The organism is Neisseria sicca, from assembly GCF_017753665.1.
Classification (GTDB): Bacteria; Pseudomonadota; Gammaproteobacteria; order Burkholderiales; family Neisseriaceae; genus Neisseria; species Neisseria flava.
On the sequence record NZ_CP072524.1, the window covers coordinates 1,249,960 to 1,268,580 of the forward strand.

Consider the following 18,621-nt stretch of genomic DNA (forward strand, 5'->3'; position numbering starts at 1 on the left):
GACGACCTTTGGTTTTATCGAAATAAAACGGGCAACTTAGTGGATACTGCTGCCGATACGGCTGTAATCGCCGAAGTTCATCCACACGAAGAAGGCTTTCCCGACGATAAGTTTGTCGTCCACAAAGCCCCAGTAGCGGGAGTCGGCGCTGTTGTCGCGGTTGTCGCCCATGGCGAAGTAACGGCCTTCGGGTACTTTGCAGGTAAAGCCGCTGCCGTCTTCGGCGTATTGACAGTGTTCCAAACCGCTTTGCTCTACGGAATAACCGTTTTCAGGCATGATTTCCATACGATATTTATCGAGCGCGGGGATCGAGATAGTGGGCTGTCCGGGCTCTTTCAGGATGTTGAAGCTTTTGCCGTTGAGGGTCGTCTGAAAAAGTTCGGGGCTATGAATCGCGGACGGCTCGGTATCGTCAGGGTAGGAGTAGATACCGTTCGGTTGGTCGGGGGCAACCTGTCCGTTGACGGTCAGGACTTTGTCGCGGTATTCGACGGTATCACCCGGCAGTCCGACGATGCGCTTGATGTAGTTCATTTCAGGCTGGACGGGGTAGTTGAACACGACGACGTCGCCGCGCTCGATTTGTCCGGTCGGAATCAGGACGTTGTTGATAATCGGGGTTCTGATGCCGTAGGCGAATTTGTTCACGAGAATGAAGTCGCCTTTAACCAAGCCAGGGCGCATGGAGCTGGACGGGATTTGGAATGGTTCGGCGATAAAGGTGCGCAGGATGAAGACAACGAGGATGATCGGGAAAAAGCCGCTCATGTAGTCGGTAAAGTGGGCTTTGTCCTGGTGCGACGGGTCTTTTTTCAGACGACCTTTGTGGATTGCCCAAACGATGCCGGTGAATACGACAAATATCAGCAATACGGCGGTAAAGCTCATGTAAAAAGACAGGATGCCGAAGACGCCGATCATGCACAAAAGATACGCCCATTGCAGGCCGGAGCTCCATTCTCCGTTTTCCTGACGTTCTTTGCTGCTTATGAAATAGAGGAAAATGCCGATAACGATGGCGGCAATCGCGCCGTAGATTAAATTTGTGCTCATTATTTGTCGCTCACTTGCAGAATCGCCAAGAACGCGCTTTGCGGAATTTCCACGTTGCCCACTTGTTTCATGCGGCGTTTGCCTGCTTTTTGTTTTTCGAGAAGTTTTTTCTTACGGGTAATATCGCCACCGTAACATTTCGCCAAGACGTTTTTACGCAGGGCTTTGACGTTTTCGCGGGCGATAATCTGGCTGCCGATGGCGGCCTGGACGGCGATGTCGAACATTTGGCGTGGAATCAGTTCGCGCATTTTCGATGCCAGCTCGCGGCCTCGGTGAACCGCGCTTTGACGGTGGACAATCAGGCTCAGGGCATCGACTTTTTCGCCGTTGACCATGATGTCGAGCTTAATCAAATCAGACGGTTGGAACTCTTTGAAATGGTAGTCCAACGAGGCATAGCCGCGGGAAGTGGATTTGAGTTTGTCGAAAAAGTCCATCACAACTTCATTCATAGGCAAGTCGTAAGTCAGCATGACTTGACGGCCCATGTACTGCATATTGACCTGTACGCCGCGCTTTTGATTACACAAAGTCATGACGTTGCCAACGTATTCCTGCGGCACGAGGATGGTCGCGGTAATAATCGGCTCGAGAATGGTTTCGATGCTGCCGATGTCGGGCAGTTTGGACGGATTTTCGACTTCGATTTTTTCGCCGCTTTTCAACACGACTTCGTAAACCACCGTCGGCGCGGTGGTAATCAAATCCATGTCGAACTCGCGCTCCAAGCGTTCTTGCACGATTTCCAAGTGCAACAGACCCAAGAAGCCGCAACGGAAGCCGAAGCCCAATGCCTGAGAAACTTCAGGCTCGAATTTCAACGAAGCATCGTTAAGCTGCAATTTTTCCAAAGCGTCGCGCAAGGCTTCGTAGTCGTGGCTTTCCACGGGATAGAGACCGGCAAATACTTGGCTTTGCACTTCTTGGAAGCCGGGCAGCGGCTCAGAAGCGGGGTTGGCAACCAAAGTAACCGTATCGCCGACTTTTGCCTGTCCCAATTCTTTCACACCGGTAATCAAAAAGCCCACTTCGCCGGCTTTGAGTTCTTGTTTTTGAACCGATTTCGGCGTGAATACGCCGAGCTGTTCGACCTGCGTTTCCGCTTTGGTGCTCATAAAGCGCACTTTGTCTTTCAGCTTGATGGTGCCGTTTTTCACTCGAATCAGCATGACCACGCCGACGTAGTTGTCAAACCACGAATCGACGATAACGGCTTGCAGCGGCGCGTTTTCGTCGCCGGTCGGTGCGGGGATTTTGGCAACGATTTCTTCCAAAACGTCTTCCACGCCGATGCCGCTTTTGGCTGAACATTGCACCGCGCCGACGGCATCGATGCCGATGATGTCTTCGATTTCCTGTTCCACGCGCTCGGGGTCGGCGGCGGGCAGGTCGATTTTGTTCAAGACAGGCACGACTTCCACGCCCAAATCAATCGCGGTGTAGCAGTTCGCCACAGTTTGCGCTTCCACGCCTTGCGATGCGTCAACAACCAAAAGCGCGCCTTCGCAGGCAGACAGCGAGCGGGAGACTTCGTAAGAGAAGTCGACGTGTCCCGGCGTGTCAATCAAGTTGAGCTGATACACCTGCCCGTCGCGTGCTTTGTAGTTGAGCGCGGCGGTCTGCGCTTTGATGGTGATGCCGCGCTCTTTTTCGATGTCCATGGAATCGAGCACCTGCGTACTCATTTCGCGCAAATCCAAGCCGCCGCAGTATTGGATGAAGCGGTCGGCAAGCGTCGATTTGCCGTGGTCGATGTGGGCAATGATGGAGAAATTTCGGATATTTTTCATATTGCTATTTTGAAAGATAAGCAGTGATTCTGAAAAGGTCGTCTGAAAATCAAATAGACCGTTCAGACGACCTTCAGGCAAAGTGAAATAGCCTGACATTCTAGCGGAAATTTACTGTTTCCGCATGATTTTATGCGTGTTTTACAGCGACGCGACAATCTTTTCCACCATTTTCGCCGAGCTTGCCGCCGCCGTTTTCAAAAACTCTTCAAAGCTGATGTCCGCTTTTTCGTCCGCCGAGTCGGACATCGCGCGGATCACGACGAAAGGCGTGTTCAACTGGTGGCAGGCTTGCGCAATCGCCGCCGCTTCCATTTCCACTGCTTTGACTTCGGGAAAATGGCTACGGATTTCCGCCACGCCTTCGCTGCTGTGGACAAAGCGGTCGCCGCTGACAATCAAGCCTTGCTCTACCGCCGCACCTTCAAACACTTCCGCCGCTTGTTTCGCCTTGCCGACCAAGAGGTCGTCTGAAACGAATACGGCGGGCAGTTGCGGCACTTGTCCCCAAACATAGCCGAACGCCGTGACATCGACATCGTGGTGCGCGATTTCCGTGCCGACCACTACGTCGCCGACTTTCAAACCCTTGCCCAACCCGCCCGCGCTGCCGGTATTGATGACGCAGTCCGGCGCGAATTGATGGATAACCCAAGCCGTTGAAACCGCCGCGTTGACCTTGCCGATGCCGCTCAATACCAACACCATGCGCTTGCCCGCCATTTCGCCTTCGTAGGCGGTAAACTTACCGAAAGACACGCTTTTGACATCATCCATCGCCTCGCGCAAAAGCTCGATTTCCTGTTCCATCGCACCGATGACCGCTACTGTTTGTACAGACATTTTTTACCTTTCCATGAAATTGTGGGCGGTATTATAACAGCAGCGGCGGCATTCCATACCCGTATTGAATCCGCCATATTGCCCGCCTGTCTTATTATCCGATACGGTAATCGTGCCATTTTTATGTATCATGATTTATTTGATATAATCCATTTCAATAAAATAACCACCGAAATTATCCAATATCATGATGACCAACCCTCCCAGCGCAAAAGACGAATTGTTCACTTGGCTGCGCCATATGAACAAATACAAAGGCTCCGACCTTTTTATCACTACCAATTTTCCGCCTGCTATGAAAGTGGACGGCAAAATTACGCCGATTACCGACGAGCCGCTGACCTCCGAAAAATGTATGGAAATCGCTTTTTCGATTATGTCCACCAAACAAATCGAAGAGTTTTCCTCCACCAACGAATGCAACTTCGCCATCAGCCTGCCCGACACCAGTCGCTTCCGCGTCAATGCCATGGTGCAGCGCGGCGCGACGGCGTTGGTGTTCCGCTCCATTACCAGCAAAATCCCGAATTTCGACAGCCTCAATCTGCCGCCCGTCTTGAAAGACGTGGTGATGAAAAAACGCGGCCTCGTGATTTTCGTCGGCGGTACCGGCTCGGGCAAATCGACCTCGCTCGCCGCGATGGTTGACCACCGCAACGAGAATTGCCAAGACCACATCATCACCATCGAAGACCCGATTGAGTTCGTCCATCAACACAAAAAAAGCATCATTACCCAGCGCGAAGTCGGCGTGGATACCGAAAACTGGTTTGCCGCGCTGAAAAACACCCTGCGTCAGGCGCCAGACGTCATCCTGATTGGTGAGATTCGCGACCGCGAAACCATGGACTACGCCTTGGCGTTCGCCGAAACAGGCCACCTCTGTCTCGCCACGCTGCACGCCAACAACTCCAACCAGGCGCTCGACCGTATCATCAACTTCTTCCCAGAAGAGCGCCGCACCCAGCTTTTGACCGACTTGTCGCTTAACCTGCAAGCCTTCATCTCGCAACGCCTGATTCCCCGCGAAGGCGGCAAGGGCCGCGTAGCCGCAGTGGAAATCCTGCTCAATTCGCCGATCATTTCCGAGATGATTCAAAAAGGCGAAATCCACGGCATCAAAGAAATGATGAAAAAATCGACCGCCATGGGCATGCAAACCTTCGACCAAGCGCTCTACGAGCTGTACGAACGCGGCGACATCAGCTTCCAAGACGCCATTAAAAATGCCGACTCCGCCCACGACCTGCGTTTGGATATCCAACTGCGCAGCCGCCGCGCCCAAAACGCCGGCCCAGATTTGGAACTGATTTAAAAGTTGTCGAAATGAGCAAAGGTCGTCTGAAAACTACTTTTCAGACGACCTTTTAAACAACTAATTAAATTACATAGTCCACAGCATAACGGCTTGCACAGGCCTTTTGGTTTCTAACCATATCAAACAGCTTTAATTAATCCAGCCAACAGAACTATAGGGGATTTTCTACACAGCCGTGTCGGTATTGTGTAGGAAATCGTCGCGTTGTTTTCACTCATATGCTTGTCAGGGTCTTTTACCGATGGGAACAGATAACGGCTATGTCCTGTCAGTTCGTTCCTTCAGTTCTACCGAAAGCTCAAGCGTCCAATCGGCAAGGGGGACGATATGCGGGACTTTCATCTGCATCTTAGCGGCGGGTATGCTCCATTCTGCCCCGTCTAAATCAAATTCGGGCCATTCCGCCACCCTAAGCTCTCCATTTCTGACAAAGGTCAGCATGATTAGCTGCATGGCTATTTTTGTTTGCTGTTCGGCTTGTTCCAGCATCAAAAGGCGATAAAACTCGGTCAGCTCGGATTACGGCAATGCGGGCTGATGTTTCTGCTTTGGGGCTTTAATTAAACCTACCAAAGGAACAGCGGGGTTGTTCTCTGCCCGCTCCGTCCGTATCACATAAGTGAAAACAGACTTGATACGCTACAATATCCGCCCCGCCGTTTCAAGTCTCCCCTTGCTGCCACCGCTTCAATCACTTCTTTTATAGTGGATTAACTTTAAACCAGTACGGCGTTGCCTTGCCGTACTATCTGTACTGTCTGCGGCTTCGTCGCCTTGTCCTGATTTAAATTTAATCCGCTATACTTGGCTAACTTTGATTTCACTGACGGGCAAACTGCCCAGCGTGGGGAAAATGTCCTTTTCCAAGCTGTCCCATACACGGGCGGCGTGATTGCCTGTCAATCCCGTTTCACGGTGTTTGTGCCATTCGGCGGCAATGTTCCGAAAGGTATTACTGACAGCAGCTTGCCGTTCGCGCTTTTCCTGTTGCTTGGCTTCGCTGGGATCTTGCCCCGATGCAAGTAAGCGGCGGGTGTTTTCGGCGGTTTGGCGGGCTTCTATCAGTGATACGGTCGGATATTTGCCGATTGAAAGCGTTTTACGTTTGCCGTTATGCGAAAAGTCAAACCGCCATAACTTCCCGCCGCTGGTATTGATATACAGATACAAGCCCTTGCCGTCATTCAGCTTAAACGGTTTTCGGCGAGCTTGGCGTTTTTGATTTGGCGGTCGTTCAGCTTCATTTTTACGGTATTTTTTCGAGGTATTTTTCAAATACCGCAAAAGATACCGTAAATTTTAGGTTACTTCAATTAAGCTGAATTAGACGGGATTAGATGATATATGGACACCGAAAACAGCGGAAAGCCTTGTCTTTCTTGGCTTTGGTTTACGGCGTTAGACTGTGATAGACAAAAAAATAACCGTTCTAAAAGCGGTTGTGGTGCCCGGAGCCGGAATCGAACCGGCACGGCCGGTTTAGGGCCGACGGATTTTAAGTCCGTTGTGTCTACCTATTTCACCACCCGGGCGCAGACTGTTCTATATTGAAATTTGGAGGCGGGGGCGCGGATTTGAACCGGCCTGTATAAGGGTTGCACCCCTTATAGCATAAACACTCTGCCACCCCGCCATAAAATGAGTGGAGGCGAGAGTCGGAATCGAACCGGCGTAGACGGATTTGCAATCCGCTGCATAACCACTTTGCTATCTCGCCAAACAAACTACTAGGTAGTATTCAAACTGGAGCGGGAAACGAGTCTCGAACTCGCGACCTCAACCTTGGCAAGGTTGCGCTCTACCAACTGAGCTATTCCCGCATATCCAAATGTGCCTTAAGGATGGAGCGGGAAACGAGTCTCGAACTCGCGACCTCAACCTTGGCAAGGTTGCGCTCTACCAACTGAGCTATTCCCGCATGGTACACATCTGAAAATTAAACTGTGGAGCGGGAAACGAGTCTCGAACTCGCGACCTCAACCTTGGCAAGGTTGCGCTCTACCAACTGAGCTATTCCCGCATCGGAGAAACTGAAGGGCAACTTAAGACAGGATTCGCTTGGAGCGGGAAACGAGTCTCGAACTCGCGACCTCAACCTTGGCAAGGTTGCGCTCTACCAACTGAGCTATTCCCGCCGAATGTCTGTTTCTTGCTGCTGTTTCTGAAGAAGACGCAATTATTATGGATTTAAAACTTGTCGTCAAGGGGTTTGTTTTATTTTTTATTTGATTTCCTGCCACGCCATTTTCAGATAATAGAACATTGACCAGAGGGTTAATACAGATGCGATAAACATCAATATGTTACCTGTCAGGTAAAAAATATTGTCAAATTGATTGGAGGCTAAGAGCAATAAAAATATGGCAACCATTTGCGCGGCGGTTTTAAATTTGCCGATGGTGGCAACGGCAACGCTGCTGCGTCTGCCCATTTGCGCCATCCATTCCCTCAAAGCGGAAATGGTGATTTCCCTGCCGATGATGATAATGGCGAAGATAACATAAGTACGACCAAGGCTGACCAGCAGCAATAATGCGGTCGCTACCATCAATTTATCCGCAACGGGATCGAGGAATGCGCCGAAATCGGAGGTTTGCTTCCAAAGCCTTGCTAAAAATCCGTCAAACCAATCGGTTACAGCGGCGAGTGCAAAGATGATAGCGGCGGTCCAATTGACGGTTTCCGGTGCAATCCACCCTTTTGGCAGGAAAAACAGCAACGTAAAGACCGGAATCAGCAAAACGCGCATCCAAGTCAGAAAAATCGGTATGTTCCAAGGCATGATTTACCTTTGATGTGGTTATGATAGTTAATTTGCCTATTATAACGGACTTGTCTGTCTGAAAGCATATGTTTTCACCATCTTTCAGACAGCAAAAGCCTTCAAGTCCGTTTGTTTTTTCGATAAACCCTGCATTGAGGCAGCCATTCTTTTTGGCACGGGTCGTCAATAAATGACTTTAAAACGCTTTGAAAAGTTTGATTTTGGGCGTTGTATATGTTGCCTTTTAGATAACACGACGCGTAATAATGCGCCAATAAATCCGCCTGCTGCTCCATATTCAGCATACTGAAATGACAAATATCGGACAGCTTGGGATAGAGATAGGCACGACGGCGACGGTAGCCTCCGCTAACGAACAAAAACAATCCGCCCAACCAGGTTTTAAATCCTTGCTGGTACTGCCAAACATGAGTCAATTCATGAATCATCCATATTTGATGGGACTCGGAAGCAAGGGCGAAGTCGTCAGGGCAGTTATTACGCGGGAAATAGATGTTCCCATTGGGCGAAACGGCAACCTGTATGGTAGGCAGACAAGGAATGCCGCGATAGATTTTGACGCGGGCGTAATCAATGCTGTCGGCAAAAATCAGCTTTGCCATTTTGATTTCGTTGTCCGTTAGCCTGCGCCAGCGTTTGCTCATATCTTGTCCTTGTTACTTTCATGAAGGCCGAGGTCGTCTGAAAACGGTTGTTCTGCCTTAACACTCATTCAGCTACGTTTACAAGCGATACTGCCATATCCCCTACCCGCTTTATAGTGGATTAACAAAAATCAGGACAAGGCGACGAAGCAGCAGACAGTACAGATAGTACGGAACCGATTCACTTGGTGCTTCAGCACCTTAGAGAATCGTTCTCTTTGAGCTAAGGCGAGGCGACGCCGTCCTGGTTTAAAGTTAATCCACTATATTTGCGCCAACATCATCACAAACCTTACAGTATGAAGGTCGTCTGAAATTTTTCAGACGACCTTTTGAGCCTGTCAAACTATTGTCCTGAATCTTTCGGCTTCTAATTGGCGTTCTCAAACAATTTGTTCATAGGGGTCAGATTGATTGCATTGCCTTGACTGACTATCCATTTATCTTCCACCCGCCAAACACCCGAGGTATCTTCCACGCGCAGATACCAGTGGTTGGTCGGCGGCAGGGGTTTGAAAGTCGCTTCATACTCCATACGGCCGTTTTGGGCTTCCGCGCCGACGGGGTGTAGTTTGACGGTTTGGTCTTCCGATTTTTTAGTCGGGTGCATCAAAAGGAGATTCAAAGGCTGCTTGGGATCGAATTCCCCGCTGACAAACACTTTTGCCGCATCTTTATCCGGACTAATCAGCACTTGCACCTGCATATGCCGCTTCACCGCCTCTTCATCGCGGTGAAGCTGGATGTCGATGTGTTTGCCGTCTTTGTAATAGTCGTCTGTCACCAAATCGGTTGCATGCTCTTTTGCGACAAAGAACATGGAGACACTGGCAATCACGACAAAAATAGGACCCGCCATCAACACCCACGGCCAAATGTGTTTGTACCAAGGTTTGACTTGTTTTTGTTCGGACACGTTTTATTCTCCGATAAAGGTTGCTTCTTCTTCCAAGATAGTGGGTTTGCCATCTGCTTTGCCGGTTTCGCGATAAGTGAAGGTAAACTCAATCGGATGGCTGCCCTTGTCGGCGTATTCGGGAATGGTGGAAACTTGGACAGGGATGGTCAACGTTTGGCGCGGTGCGATTTTCACGCCGCCTTCCGGCAGTCCGGTCAGGGCAATTTCTTCAAAGCCTTTGACTGTCGCAGTCATCACTTGTTCGTTTTCACTATTGTTGATAATGCGCAGGTTATATGCGTTTTCCAGCCAACCTTTGCTGTTTTCGCGCACCATCACGCCGCGGTCTTTCAAAATATCGACTTCGACCATTTTACGGGTGGAAAGTCCGACTAAGAAAGCGATAATAACCACCAGCAAAACAGCGCCGTATCCCGCCACACGCGGACGTTTCAAGCGTTTTTTGATGTCGCTTTCAGGATATTCGTGTTCCAACGCACCTTCGGTCGTATAGCGTATCAGGCCGCGCGGATAACCCATTTTGTCCATAATTTCGTCGCAGGCATCAATACACGCCGCACAGCCGATACATTGATACTGCAAACCGTCGCGGATATCGATACCGACGGGACAGACCTGTACGCACATGGTGCAGTTGATGCAGTCGCCCAATCCGCTGTCTTCTTTGTTGGCGGTTTTCTTGCGCGCGCCGCGCGGTTCGCCGCGTTCGGTATCGTAAGAAATAATCAGCGTGTCTTTGTCGAACATCGCGCTTTGGAAGCGTGCATACGGACACATATGCAGGCACACTTTCTCGCGCATAACGTGGGCAAAGAAGAAGGTCATGAAGCCGTAAAACGCTGCGGCAAACATCGCGCCGCCGCCCGCCGCTCCGGCAAACAAGTCGGGAACGAACTGGCGGATCGGGACAAACCAGCCCGCAAAGGTAATGCCTGTCCATGCGCAGACAAGGAAAATCAGCAGGGCTTTAGTTGCTTTGATGCGGATTTTAGTGAAATTCCACGGCGATTTTTCCAGCTTCAGGCGTTTGTTGCGGTCGCCTTCGACCAAGTTGTCGATCCATAGCATGATTTCGGTGTAAACCGTCTGCGGGCAGGAATAGCCGCACCACAAGCGTCCGGCAATAGTCGTCCACCAAAACAGCCCGAAGGCGCAAATCATCAGCAGCAGGGCAAGGTAAATCAAGTCGCCCATACCCAACGACAGCCCGAAAATGAAGAAATGCCGGTCCGGAATATTGAAGAGTACCGCCTGACGGTCGCTCCAGTTGAACCACGGAATCACATAAAACACAAACTGCGTCGCCAATACGGCGGCTATACGCAATTTGGCGAACCGCCCTTCCGCTTTTTTCGGATGGATGCGTTCGCCTTCGGGATGGATTTGGATGACGCTGGATTTGGGTTTTGAGGGTTTGGGCGGAGCGGTTTTTGCCGGTTTCTCGGACTGCTCTTTCGAGGCAGCGTTTTTTTCTTCTGACACAGCGTTTTCGGCTTGGTTTTCTGTTGACATTTTTCAGTGTTCCTTCGTGTGTTTGCGCGCAGGTCTTTTATTCTGATTACTGGTTTGATTGGTTTTTCAGACGACCTTTTATATGCGTCGGAATCATATCATTTGAGCTTGACCAAAGCAAAAAGCCCTACTTGGCTTTTATATGCCACCCGTTTTGATTTTTCCGTTGCCCAAGTCTGAAATCGGCGATATTCAAGCAGTTGCATATAACCGATGACGCTATGCTTATAGCGAATCGCTATATCTCCGATAAAAATTTATAAACTGCTGTTTCAAAACGGAATAACAGTTAATCTCATCTACTTTGCTTGTTTCAGACGACCCCTTATGCGGACAATTTTTAAAACAGGACAAAGCGAAGCCAGCGCCGTACTGATTCAAAGTGTTCCCAACAATATATAGTGGATTAAATTTAAATCAGGACAAGGCGACGAAGCCGCAGACAGTACAGATAGTACGGCAAGGCGAGGCAACGCCGTACTGGTTTAAAGTTAATCCACTATACAGAAAGGTCGTCTGAAAGCCGCCCATATCCTTGAAAGCCTGCCCGAATCGGGCGATAATCAACGGGATTTTCTTTACCGTTTCAAACCAATACAACAGCAAGGAAGGTACAAAATGTCTCAACTGGCAAACGCAATCCGTTTCCTCTCGGCTGATGCCGTTCAAAAAGCAAATTCCGGCCACCCTGGTGCGCCCATGGGTATGGCGGAAATGGCGGAAGTATTGTGGACGAAATTCCTGCACCACAACCCCGCCAACCCCAAATTCTACAACCGCGACCGCTTCATCCTCTCCAACGGCCACGCGTCCATGCTGTTGTACAGCCTGCTGCACCTGACCGGCTACAACCTGAGCATTGAAGACTTGAAAAACTTCCGCCAACTGCACAGCAAAACCCCCGGCCACCCCGAATACGGCTACACCGACGGAGTGGAAACCACTACCGGCCCGTTGGGACAAGGTATTGCCAACGCAGTAGGTATGGCATTGGCCGAAAAAATCCTTGCCGCCGAATTTAATAAAGACGGTTTGAACATCGTCGATCACTACACCTACGTCTTCATGGGCGACGGCTGTCTGATGGAAGGCGTATCGCACGAAGCCTGTTCGCTCGCCGGCACTTTGGGCTTGGGCAAACTGATTGTTTTATATGATGACAACAATATTTCCATCGACGGCAAAGTGGACGGCTGGTTTACCGAAAACATCCCGCAACGCTTTGAAAGCTACGGCTGGCACGTCGTTCCCAACGTAAATGGTCATGACACCGCCGCCATTCAAGCCGCCATCGAAGCCGCCCGTGCCGAAACCGGCAAACCGTCCCTCATCTGCTGCAAAACCTTAATCGGGAAAGGCAGCGCCAATAAAGAAGGCAGCCACAAAACCCACGGCGCACCTTTGGGCGCGGACGAAATCGAAGCCACGCGCAAACATTTGGGCTGGGCTTACCCCGCCTTTGAAATCCCGCAAGAAATCTATGCCGCATGGGATGCAAAAGAAAAAGGTGCGAAGCTTGAAGCGGAATGGAACGAGCTGTTCGCGCAATACCAAGCCAAATATCCTGCCGAAGCCGCAGAATTCGTGCGCCGCATGGATAAAAAACTGCCGGACAATTTCGATGCATACGTTCAAGCCGCATTGAAAGAAGTGTGCGCCAAAGCCGAAACCATCGCCACCCGCAAAGCCAGCCAAAACAGCATCGAAATCCTCGCCAAAGCGCTGCCCGAACTGGTAGGCGGTTCTGCCGACCTGACCCCGTCCAACCTGACCGACTGGTCAAACAGCGTCTCCGTTACCCGCGAAAAAGGCGGCAATTACATCCACTACGGCGTGCGTGAGTTCGGCATGGGTGCCATCATGAACGGTCTTGCCCTGCACGGCGGCGTGAAACCGTTCGGCGCGACTTTTCTGATGTTCAGCGAATACGAACGCAACGCCTTGCGCATGGCGGCACTGATGAAAATCAACCCCGTCTTCGTCTTCACCCACGATTCCATCGGCCTCGGCGAAGACGGCCCGACCCACCAACCCATCGAGCAAACCGCCACCCTGCGCCTGATTCCGAACATGGACGTATGGCGTCCGTGCGACACCGCCGAATCCTTGGTCGCATGGGCGGAAGCGGCAAAAGCCAAATACCATCCGTCCTGCCTGATTTTCAGCCGCCAAAACCTGAAATTCCAAGCGCGCAGCGAACAACAACTGAACGACATCAAACGCGGCGGCTACGTCATCAGCGAAGCCCAAGGCAACGCCCAAGCCGTCATCATTGCCACCGGTTCCGAAGTCGAGCTGGCTTTAGAAGCGCAAAAAGCCCTCGCCGCGCAAAACATCGCCGTACGCGTCGTTTCCATGCCGTCCACCAACGTATTCGACCGCCAAGACGCCGCCTATAAAGCCGCAGTCCTGCCCGAAGGTCTGCCGCGCGTTGCCGTAGAAGCCGGACACGCCGACGGCTGGTACAAATACGTCGGACTGAACGGCGCAGTCGTCGGTCTCAACCGCTTCGGCGAATCCGCCCCTGCCGAACTGCTGTTCAAAGAATTCGGCTTTACAGTGGAAAATGTGGTGGATACTGTGAAATCAGTTCTGTAAACGGCTGCCATCGCATCAAAGGTCGTCTGAAAACGGAAGATAAGGTTTTCAGACGACCTTTTTCCTTTAAAGCCGCCCAAACCGGTTTAACAGAAATCCAACCCATACAGTGGCGCAACCCTTCCTACGCCAACGAAGTTGCATAGAAACGCCGAATAAAGCAGCATCTGAAGCCCCTCCTATTCCTGATAATCTTTTGCCATATCTTGAAAGCCGCACCGCTAAACCGTAAAATTACACCTTACTAAATTTGATATAAATTTACATCTAACCCATCTTACCCGCCAATTATGATGACTCGCCTTGCTACCTATCGGAAAACCCTCCTCATCTGCCTGATTTTATGGGCATCCATCGTCGCTGTTTTCTCCGTCGAACGTTTCTTCATGCTGTACCATTTCGTTTCAGACGACATCCGCAGCCGTTACGCGGGCGATTTGGCGGCTTTGTTTGTCAAAGGGCTGCTGTTCGACATCAAAATCGCCTCCGTTGCCGCCGCCTTCCCCTTCCTGATCGGGCTGTTCGGACTGATTACGCAGAAAACCGCCGCCTTTACCCTACGCCTCCTGCCTACCGTCGCAACCGTCCTTTTCCTGACCGCCTTTGCCGCCGCGCTGGGTAACTGGTTCTATTACAGCGTTTACGACCGTCAATTTGACGTCTTTGTCTTCGGTCTAGCGGACGAAGACACCCGCGCCGTCCTGAAAACCGTCTGGTCGGACTATCCCGTCATCCCCTGTCTTGCCGCCTTGATTGCCGCAGCTTTCGTTTTCGGCAAAATATTCAGCCTCATCCGCCGCCGTACCCACTTTCAGACGACCTCATGGGGAAAAACCGCTTGGATTGCCGCCATCCTCTTACCCGTCCTCGCGCTTGCCGCAGGCATACGCGGCTCGTTCGGCAAATTCCCCCTGCGTCAGACCGCCATGCAGATTTCTGCCGCACCGCAAATCAACAAACTCGTTCCCAACGCCCTGACCTCCCTAAGCTGGGCAGTCAACGAATACCGCAACAGCAACGACTTCCACCCCGTCTCCGATGAAGACGGCAGCCGGCTCATCAGCACCCTGCTCGATAAAAAAACAAACGCCGACTTGACGCAGCTCTTTGCCCAAACCGCCGCAAACGCCGCCGTCGAAAAACACCGTCCCAACGTCGTTCTCACTGTCATGGAAAGCATGAGCGCGCATCTCTTGAACATGGACAATCCCGAACGGGACCTCTTGGGCGAACTCGGCAAACACTGGCAGCAAGACTGGGTGTACCGCAAATTCGTTTCCGAGGGAGACGGCACCAGCGACACCCTGCACCGCTTCTTCGTCCGCAGTCCGCGTCTCAACCTCAGCCAATCCCTTGCTAAAAACAAAACCTTCCCCGGCAATATGTTCAAACCCTATCTCGATGCCGGCTACCGCGTCGTCTATATTACGGCGGGCAACGGCGGCTGGCGCGATTTCGACACCTTCCTGCGGCACTTGGGCGTCAACGAAATCATCGATGAAAACACCCTCAAAACCCGCTATCCCGAAGCAAAATCCGAAACATGGGGCGTACCCGACGAATTCATGTTCCGTTATGCCGAAGAAGAACTCGCGCGCGCCGAAAAAAGCGGCACGCCCGTATTCATCATGATGATGTCCGTGACCAACCATCCGCCCTACCACCTGCCCGCACCGCATCAGGTCAAAAACTTCCGCTTGGACGAACAAGAGCAAAAACGCCTTGCCAACCTCGCCTCAGGCAAAGAGCTGAATGAAATTTTCAACACCTTCCGATACAGCAACGACCAACTCGGACGCTTTATCGGCAAAGTGAAAACCATCGCGCCCGACACCATTATCGCCGCCACCGGCGACCACAATATGCGCGCCATCGGCTATCCCGAATCCGCCGATGTCGCACTCGGTCACAGCGTCCCCTTCTATCTGTACGTTCCGCAAGCCTACCGCGGCAGCACCGAATATCATCCCGAACGCGCAGGTTCGCACAAAGACATCCTGCCGACCCTCTACAACTTAAGCCTGTCCAAATCGAGCTACTACCAAACCGGCTGCAACCTCACCGCCCCGCAACCCGATTCCGCATGGTGCGGCTACGGCTACAACCCCGAAGTCATCATCACCGAACGCGGCTTCTATCACCAACACAGCAAAGCATTCCACAAATGGGACAACCAAAACATCCAAACCGCTGAAAGCCGCCCAAGCACGCCGGACGGCGAAGACCAAGCCATTATCCGCCGCGCCTCAGCATATACACCGTTTCTTGAATGGCAGATAAACCGGATTGTCAGCACCCAATAAATCTGTTTATAAACATCAAAGGTCGTCTGAAAAGTTTCAGACGACCTTTTTATACCCATATAAACCGCCTTTGCTATAACGGTATTTACTTCACTTACCAAACTTGCCCACAAAACATTTTAAACCTACAATGCCGCTGTTTATCACATCTCCGAGCCCATCATGTTTTTCGTCCTTTCCCCCGCTAAAAACCTCAATGAAAAAGCCCCCGCACCCGTCAAAGAATTTACCCAACCCGACCTCTTGGCGGAAGCCGAAATCCTGATGCGTCAACTGCGTGAACTTGCCCCGCAGCAAATCGCCGAGCTGATGCATGTCTCTGACAAAATCGCCCTCTTAAACGCCGAGCGCAACGCCGAATGGCATACACCATTTACCCCCGACAACGCCAAACAGGCAGTCTTTATGTTCAACGGCGACGTTTACGAAGGCATCGCCGCAGACACCCTCAAACCCGAACAAATCCAATATCTGCAACAACACGTCCGCCTGCTTTCCGGCCTCTACGGCGTCTTACGCCCGCTGGATTTGATGCAGCCCTACCGTTTGGAAATGGGAACGGCGTTTGCCAACACGCGCGGCAAGAACCTGTATGAATTTTGGGGCGACACCATTACTGACCTGCTAAACGACACCCTTACCCAAGCCGGCAGCGACATATTGATCAACCTCGCATCACAAGAATATTTCAAATCCGTCAACACCCAAAAACTCAAAGCCCGCTTGATTACCCCCGTTTTCAAAGACGAAAAAAACGGCAAATACAAAATTATCAGCTTCTACGCCAAACGCGCGCGCGGACTGATGGTGCGCTATGCGGCGGAACACAATATTACCGACCCGGAAATGCTGAAAAATTTCGATTACGAAGGCTACTCATTTAACGCAGCGGCGTCCAATGAGTCTGAATGGGTGTTCATGCGCAAAGAACAAACCAAGTAAAAACAAAAAACTAAATACTCACCCCAAAATTTTGCTTGGCAAACCCGACAAATTTTATTATTATTTCCGCTTCAAGAGACGGAAGCGTGGCAGAGCGGTTTAATGCAACGGTCTTGAAAACCGTCGAGGGTTGATAGCCCTCCGTGAGTTCGAATCTCACCGCTTCCGCCATTTCTTGAAACAGCAAAACCAAGTAAAAATGAAGTGAAGCCCAGCCAACAGCATTTTTATTTGGTTTTACTTTATTCTAGGGAAACGCGGCAGAGAGGCTGAATGCAGCAGACTCGAAATCTGCTGAGGGTGCAAATCCTGCTCGAAGCTTCCCCAATCCCACCATATCGCTAAATTAAAATAATAAGCTACCGTAAAATGGTAGCTTTTTTGTTATCCGACTTATTGGTTTTTATTGTATATTCACATAGAAAATATTCACCTGCCGTCATTTCTGATTAAAAATAAAAGGTCGTCTGAAACCGTTTACTCCAACGTTTTCAGACGACCTTTTTAGTGTTTTAGTGTGTCCAAAGCTATATCACGAAATCCAGCAGATAAAAATCTTCTTTACCCACGCCGCATTCGGGGCATTTCCAATCGTCGGGGATGTCATCGAATTTGGTGCCGGGGGCGATGCCGTGTTCGGGGTCGCCGAGGTCTTCGTCGTAAATCCAGCCGCAGGGGCCGCACATATATTGTGCCATGGTGTGTTCCTTCTGATGGTTGAGGTCGTCTGAAAACGGTCGGCAAAAGGTTTTCAGACGACCCCTTGTTGGTCTGTTTCAGCCCTTATGCCGCTTCCAGCGCTGCGATTTCTTTGCGCAAGTGTTTCAACGCAGGGGTAACGATGGCGACAAACATGGCTTCGCGGACGCGGCGTTGGGCGGGGCTGCGCATGAGGTAGCCTTTGGCGCCGGCGTGTAAGGCGGCGGATTGGGCGGCGGCAAGCGTCAGCTCAGCGGCGGCGGCGCGCAGTTTCAGCGTGGCGAGGTTGTCGGGCGTGTTGTTCCAAGCCAAGTCTGCCAGTCGTTCGGTGGTTTGCCATGCTTCGTCCAAGGCGGCTTTGAGGCTGTCGTAGCTGTCGTCGAGATAGCTGTTGACCTCGGCGTTGACGACGTTGGCGATGCGGATGATGCCGAGGCTGCCGTCGATCACGCCCGCGCCGATGCCTATTTGCAGCAGGATGAAGCCGGACTTGATGGAGGCGATGTAGTCGGAGAACTGTTCGGGCGCGGCGATCACGTCTTCGTCAGGGATGAATACGTCTTTGAAATTCAGGCTGAACGTGCGCGTGCCTTCGAGGGCGCAGAATTCGGGGCAGGCTTGCAGGGTCACGCCTTCCCATTGTCCGCCGGTGATGAACATGACGTAGCCGTCGCCGATTTGGGCGGTATTCGCCCAGATGTGGTCTTCGCCGATGTTGGATACCCACGGCAGCGCGCCGTTAACTTTGTAGCCGCCGTCCACGCGCTCGGCTTGAAGGTTGTGTTTTTCAATGCCGGCGAGGTGTTTGACGGTATTGGACATGCCCGTACCCGCCAATACTTTGCCTTGCAGGATGTCGGTGAGGTATTTGTCTTTGACGGCTTGGTTGGGCGTCTGGTGCAGATACCAAGCGCAAGCCGCCTGACACCATGCGCTGAACGAAGTCGCGCCGCATTCTTTGCCGACTTCGCGCAAGACGGCGATTTGCGTCGCCAAACCCAAGCCGTTGCCGCCTTCCGCTTCCGTACCGACTGCGCCGAATCCGCCGATGGCGCCGAGTTCGCGCATAAAATCTTCGGGATACAAGCCATTGCGGTCGATTTCGTCCACTAAAGGTTTGAGTTTGGTTTTGACGAGTTCGGCAACTTGAGACAATAAGGTTTCACGGTTCATGGTCTTATCCTTGAAAATGTGTGCGGACGGCGCGGG

Annotated in this window: 15 protein-coding genes, 8 tRNA genes and 1 pseudogene; 6 read left to right on the plus strand and 18 right to left on the minus strand. The window is 51.4% G+C overall.

Annotation, left to right across the window (positions count from 1 at the left end):
* Positions 1-36: 36 nt before the first annotated feature.
* The 3 genes from lepB to J7445_RS05895 form a co-directional block, all read right to left on the minus strand.
* Positions 37-1,056: a signal peptidase I gene (lepB, locus tag J7445_RS05885; RefSeq protein WP_209283321.1), complete on the minus strand. Its 1,020-nt coding sequence runs from the start codon at positions 1,054-1,056 to the stop codon at positions 37-39.
* Entirely contained in the window at positions 1,056-2,849 is a 1,794-nt protein-coding gene (gene lepA, locus J7445_RS05890) for a translation elongation factor 4 (RefSeq protein WP_002226499.1), read from the minus strand. Before lepA ends, lepB begins: the two co-directional genes overlap by 1 nt.
* A gap of 141 nt (positions 2,850-2,990) precedes the next feature.
* Entirely contained in the window at positions 2,991-3,692 is a 702-nt protein-coding gene (locus J7445_RS05895) for a 5'-methylthioadenosine/adenosylhomocysteine nucleosidase (protein ID WP_209283322.1), read from the minus strand.
* Positions 3,693-3,879: 187 nt separating this feature from the next.
* On the opposite strand from J7445_RS05895, the gene J7445_RS05900 reads away from it, so the two are divergent.
* Positions 3,880-5,007: a PilT/PilU family type 4a pilus ATPase gene (locus J7445_RS05900; protein WP_003742946.1), complete on the plus strand. Its 1,128-nt coding sequence runs from the start codon at positions 3,880-3,882 to the stop codon at positions 5,005-5,007.
* 261 nt (positions 5,008-5,268) lie between these two features.
* Here J7445_RS05900 and J7445_RS12240 read toward each other — a convergent pair whose 3' ends face one another.
* From J7445_RS12240 to ccoG, 13 genes are all read right to left on the minus strand, one after another.
* On the minus strand, positions 5,269-5,499 hold the full coding sequence (locus tag J7445_RS12240; protein ID WP_029609610.1) for a tyrosine-type recombinase/integrase: 231 nt from the start codon (positions 5,497-5,499) through the stop codon (positions 5,269-5,271).
* A 309-nt stretch (positions 5,500-5,808) separates the two neighbouring features.
* On the minus strand, positions 5,809-6,294 hold the full coding sequence (locus J7445_RS05910) for a tyrosine-type recombinase/integrase (RefSeq protein WP_425326074.1): 486 nt from the start codon (positions 6,292-6,294) through the stop codon (positions 5,809-5,811).
* A gap of 158 nt (positions 6,295-6,452) precedes the next feature.
* A tRNA-Leu gene (locus J7445_RS05915) sits at positions 6,453-6,542 on the minus strand.
* Positions 6,543-6,565: 23 nt separating this feature from the next.
* Positions 6,566-6,643: transfer RNA gene (locus tag J7445_RS05920), tRNA-Cys, on the minus strand.
* Positions 6,644-6,653: 10 nt separating this feature from the next.
* A tRNA-Cys gene (locus J7445_RS05925) sits at positions 6,654-6,727 on the minus strand.
* A 27-nt stretch (positions 6,728-6,754) separates the two neighbouring features.
* A tRNA-Gly gene (locus J7445_RS05930) sits at positions 6,755-6,830 on the minus strand.
* A 22-nt stretch (positions 6,831-6,852) separates the two neighbouring features.
* Positions 6,853-6,928: transfer RNA gene (locus J7445_RS05935), tRNA-Gly, on the minus strand.
* 26 nt (positions 6,929-6,954) lie between these two features.
* Positions 6,955-7,030, minus strand: a tRNA-Gly gene (locus tag J7445_RS05940).
* Between the two features lie 39 nt (positions 7,031-7,069).
* Positions 7,070-7,145, minus strand: a tRNA-Gly gene (locus tag J7445_RS05945).
* Positions 7,146-7,231: 86 nt separating this feature from the next.
* Positions 7,232-7,792 (minus strand): CDP-diacylglycerol--glycerol-3-phosphate 3-phosphatidyltransferase, encoded by a 561-nt coding sequence (gene pgsA, locus J7445_RS05950; RefSeq protein WP_019270169.1) that lies wholly within the window; start codon positions 7,790-7,792, stop codon positions 7,232-7,234.
* Between the two features lie 101 nt (positions 7,793-7,893).
* Positions 7,894-8,439, minus strand: coding sequence for a hypothetical protein (locus J7445_RS05955; RefSeq protein ID WP_019270168.1), 546 nt, complete (start codon positions 8,437-8,439; stop codon positions 7,894-7,896).
* A gap of 370 nt (positions 8,440-8,809) precedes the next feature.
* Positions 8,810-9,298 carry a FixH family protein gene (locus tag J7445_RS05960; RefSeq protein WP_425326081.1) on the minus strand — a complete coding sequence of 163 codons (489 nt, stop codon included), beginning with the start codon at positions 9,296-9,298 and terminating at the stop codon, positions 8,810-8,812.
* Positions 9,299-9,358: 60 nt separating this feature from the next.
* Entirely contained in the window at positions 9,359-10,870 is a 1,512-nt protein-coding gene (gene ccoG, locus J7445_RS05965; protein ID WP_209283323.1) for a cytochrome c oxidase accessory protein CcoG, read from the minus strand.
* 391 nt (positions 10,871-11,261) lie between these two features.
* On the opposite strand from ccoG, the pseudogene J7445_RS05970 reads away from it, so the two are divergent.
* The 5 genes and pseudogenes from J7445_RS05970 to J7445_RS05990 all read left to right on the plus strand — a co-directional run.
* Positions 11,262-11,375 (plus strand): annotated as a pseudogene (locus tag J7445_RS05970) (IS5/IS1182 family transposase); the annotation flags it as partial.
* Positions 11,376-11,488: 113 nt separating this feature from the next.
* On the plus strand, positions 11,489-13,468 hold the full coding sequence (gene tkt, locus J7445_RS05975) for a transketolase (RefSeq protein ID WP_244969531.1): 1,980 nt from the start codon (positions 11,489-11,491) through the stop codon (positions 13,466-13,468).
* Between the two features lie 290 nt (positions 13,469-13,758).
* Complete coding sequence (locus J7445_RS05980; RefSeq protein WP_209283324.1) at positions 13,759-15,771, plus strand: LTA synthase family protein; 2,013 nt, start codon at positions 13,759-13,761, stop codon at positions 15,769-15,771.
* Positions 15,772-15,933: 162 nt separating this feature from the next.
* Positions 15,934-16,713: a peroxide stress protein YaaA gene (yaaA, locus tag J7445_RS05985; RefSeq protein WP_209283325.1), complete on the plus strand. Its 780-nt coding sequence runs from the start codon at positions 15,934-15,936 to the stop codon at positions 16,711-16,713.
* An 80-nt stretch (positions 16,714-16,793) separates the two neighbouring features.
* A tRNA-Ser gene (locus J7445_RS05990) sits at positions 16,794-16,884 on the plus strand.
* Positions 16,885-17,240: 356 nt separating this feature from the next.
* Here J7445_RS05990 and J7445_RS05995 read toward each other — a convergent pair.
* Positions 17,241-17,411 carry a rubredoxin gene (locus J7445_RS05995; RefSeq protein WP_003757556.1) on the minus strand — a complete coding sequence of 57 codons (171 nt, stop codon included), beginning with the start codon at positions 17,409-17,411 and terminating at the stop codon, positions 17,241-17,243.
* Between the two features lie 85 nt (positions 17,412-17,496).
* Positions 17,497-18,585 carry an acyl-CoA dehydrogenase family protein gene (locus J7445_RS06000; protein WP_209283326.1) on the minus strand — a complete coding sequence of 363 codons (1,089 nt, stop codon included), beginning with the start codon at positions 18,583-18,585 and terminating at the stop codon, positions 17,497-17,499.
* Positions 18,586-18,621 lie beyond the last annotated feature (36 nt).

Coding starts and splice junctions, on each gene's coding strand:
- lepB (WP_209283321.1), bottom strand. CDS start 1,056: ATGAGCACAAATTTAATCTACGGCGCGATTGCCGCCATCGTTATCGGC.
- lepA (WP_002226499.1), bottom strand. CDS start 2,849: ATGAAAAATATCCGAAATTTCTCCATCATTGCCCACATCGACCACGGC.
- J7445_RS05895 (WP_209283322.1), bottom strand. CDS start 3,692: ATGTCTGTACAAACAGTAGCGGTCATCGGTGCGATGGAACAGGAAATC.
- J7445_RS05900 (WP_003742946.1), top strand. CDS start 3,880: ATGATGACCAACCCTCCCAGCGCAAAAGACGAATTGTTCACTTGGCTG.
- J7445_RS12240 (WP_029609610.1), bottom strand. CDS start 5,499: ATGCTGGAACAAGCCGAACAGCAAACAAAAATAGCCATGCAGCTAATC.
- pgsA (WP_019270169.1), bottom strand. CDS start 7,792: ATGCCTTGGAACATACCGATTTTTCTGACTTGGATGCGCGTTTTGCTG.
- J7445_RS05955 (WP_019270168.1), bottom strand. CDS start 8,439: ATGAGCAAACGCTGGCGCAGGCTAACGGACAACGAAATCAAAATGGCA.
- J7445_RS05960 (WP_425326081.1), bottom strand. CDS start 9,298: ATGGCGGGTCCTATTTTTGTCGTGATTGCCAGTGTCTCCATGTTCTTT.
- ccoG (WP_209283323.1), bottom strand. CDS start 10,870: ATGTCAACAGAAAACCAAGCCGAAAACGCTGTGTCAGAAGAAAAAAAC.
- tkt (WP_244969531.1), top strand. CDS start 11,489: ATGTCTCAACTGGCAAACGCAATCCGTTTCCTCTCGGCTGATGCCGTT.
- J7445_RS05980 (WP_209283324.1), top strand. CDS start 13,759: ATGATGACTCGCCTTGCTACCTATCGGAAAACCCTCCTCATCTGCCTG.
- yaaA (WP_209283325.1), top strand. CDS start 15,934: ATGTTTTTCGTCCTTTCCCCCGCTAAAAACCTCAATGAAAAAGCCCCC.
- J7445_RS05995 (WP_003757556.1), bottom strand. CDS start 17,411: ATGGCACAATATATGTGCGGCCCCTGCGGCTGGATTTACGACGAAGAC.
- J7445_RS06000 (WP_209283326.1), bottom strand. CDS start 18,585: ATGAACCGTGAAACCTTATTGTCTCAAGTTGCCGAACTCGTCAAAACC.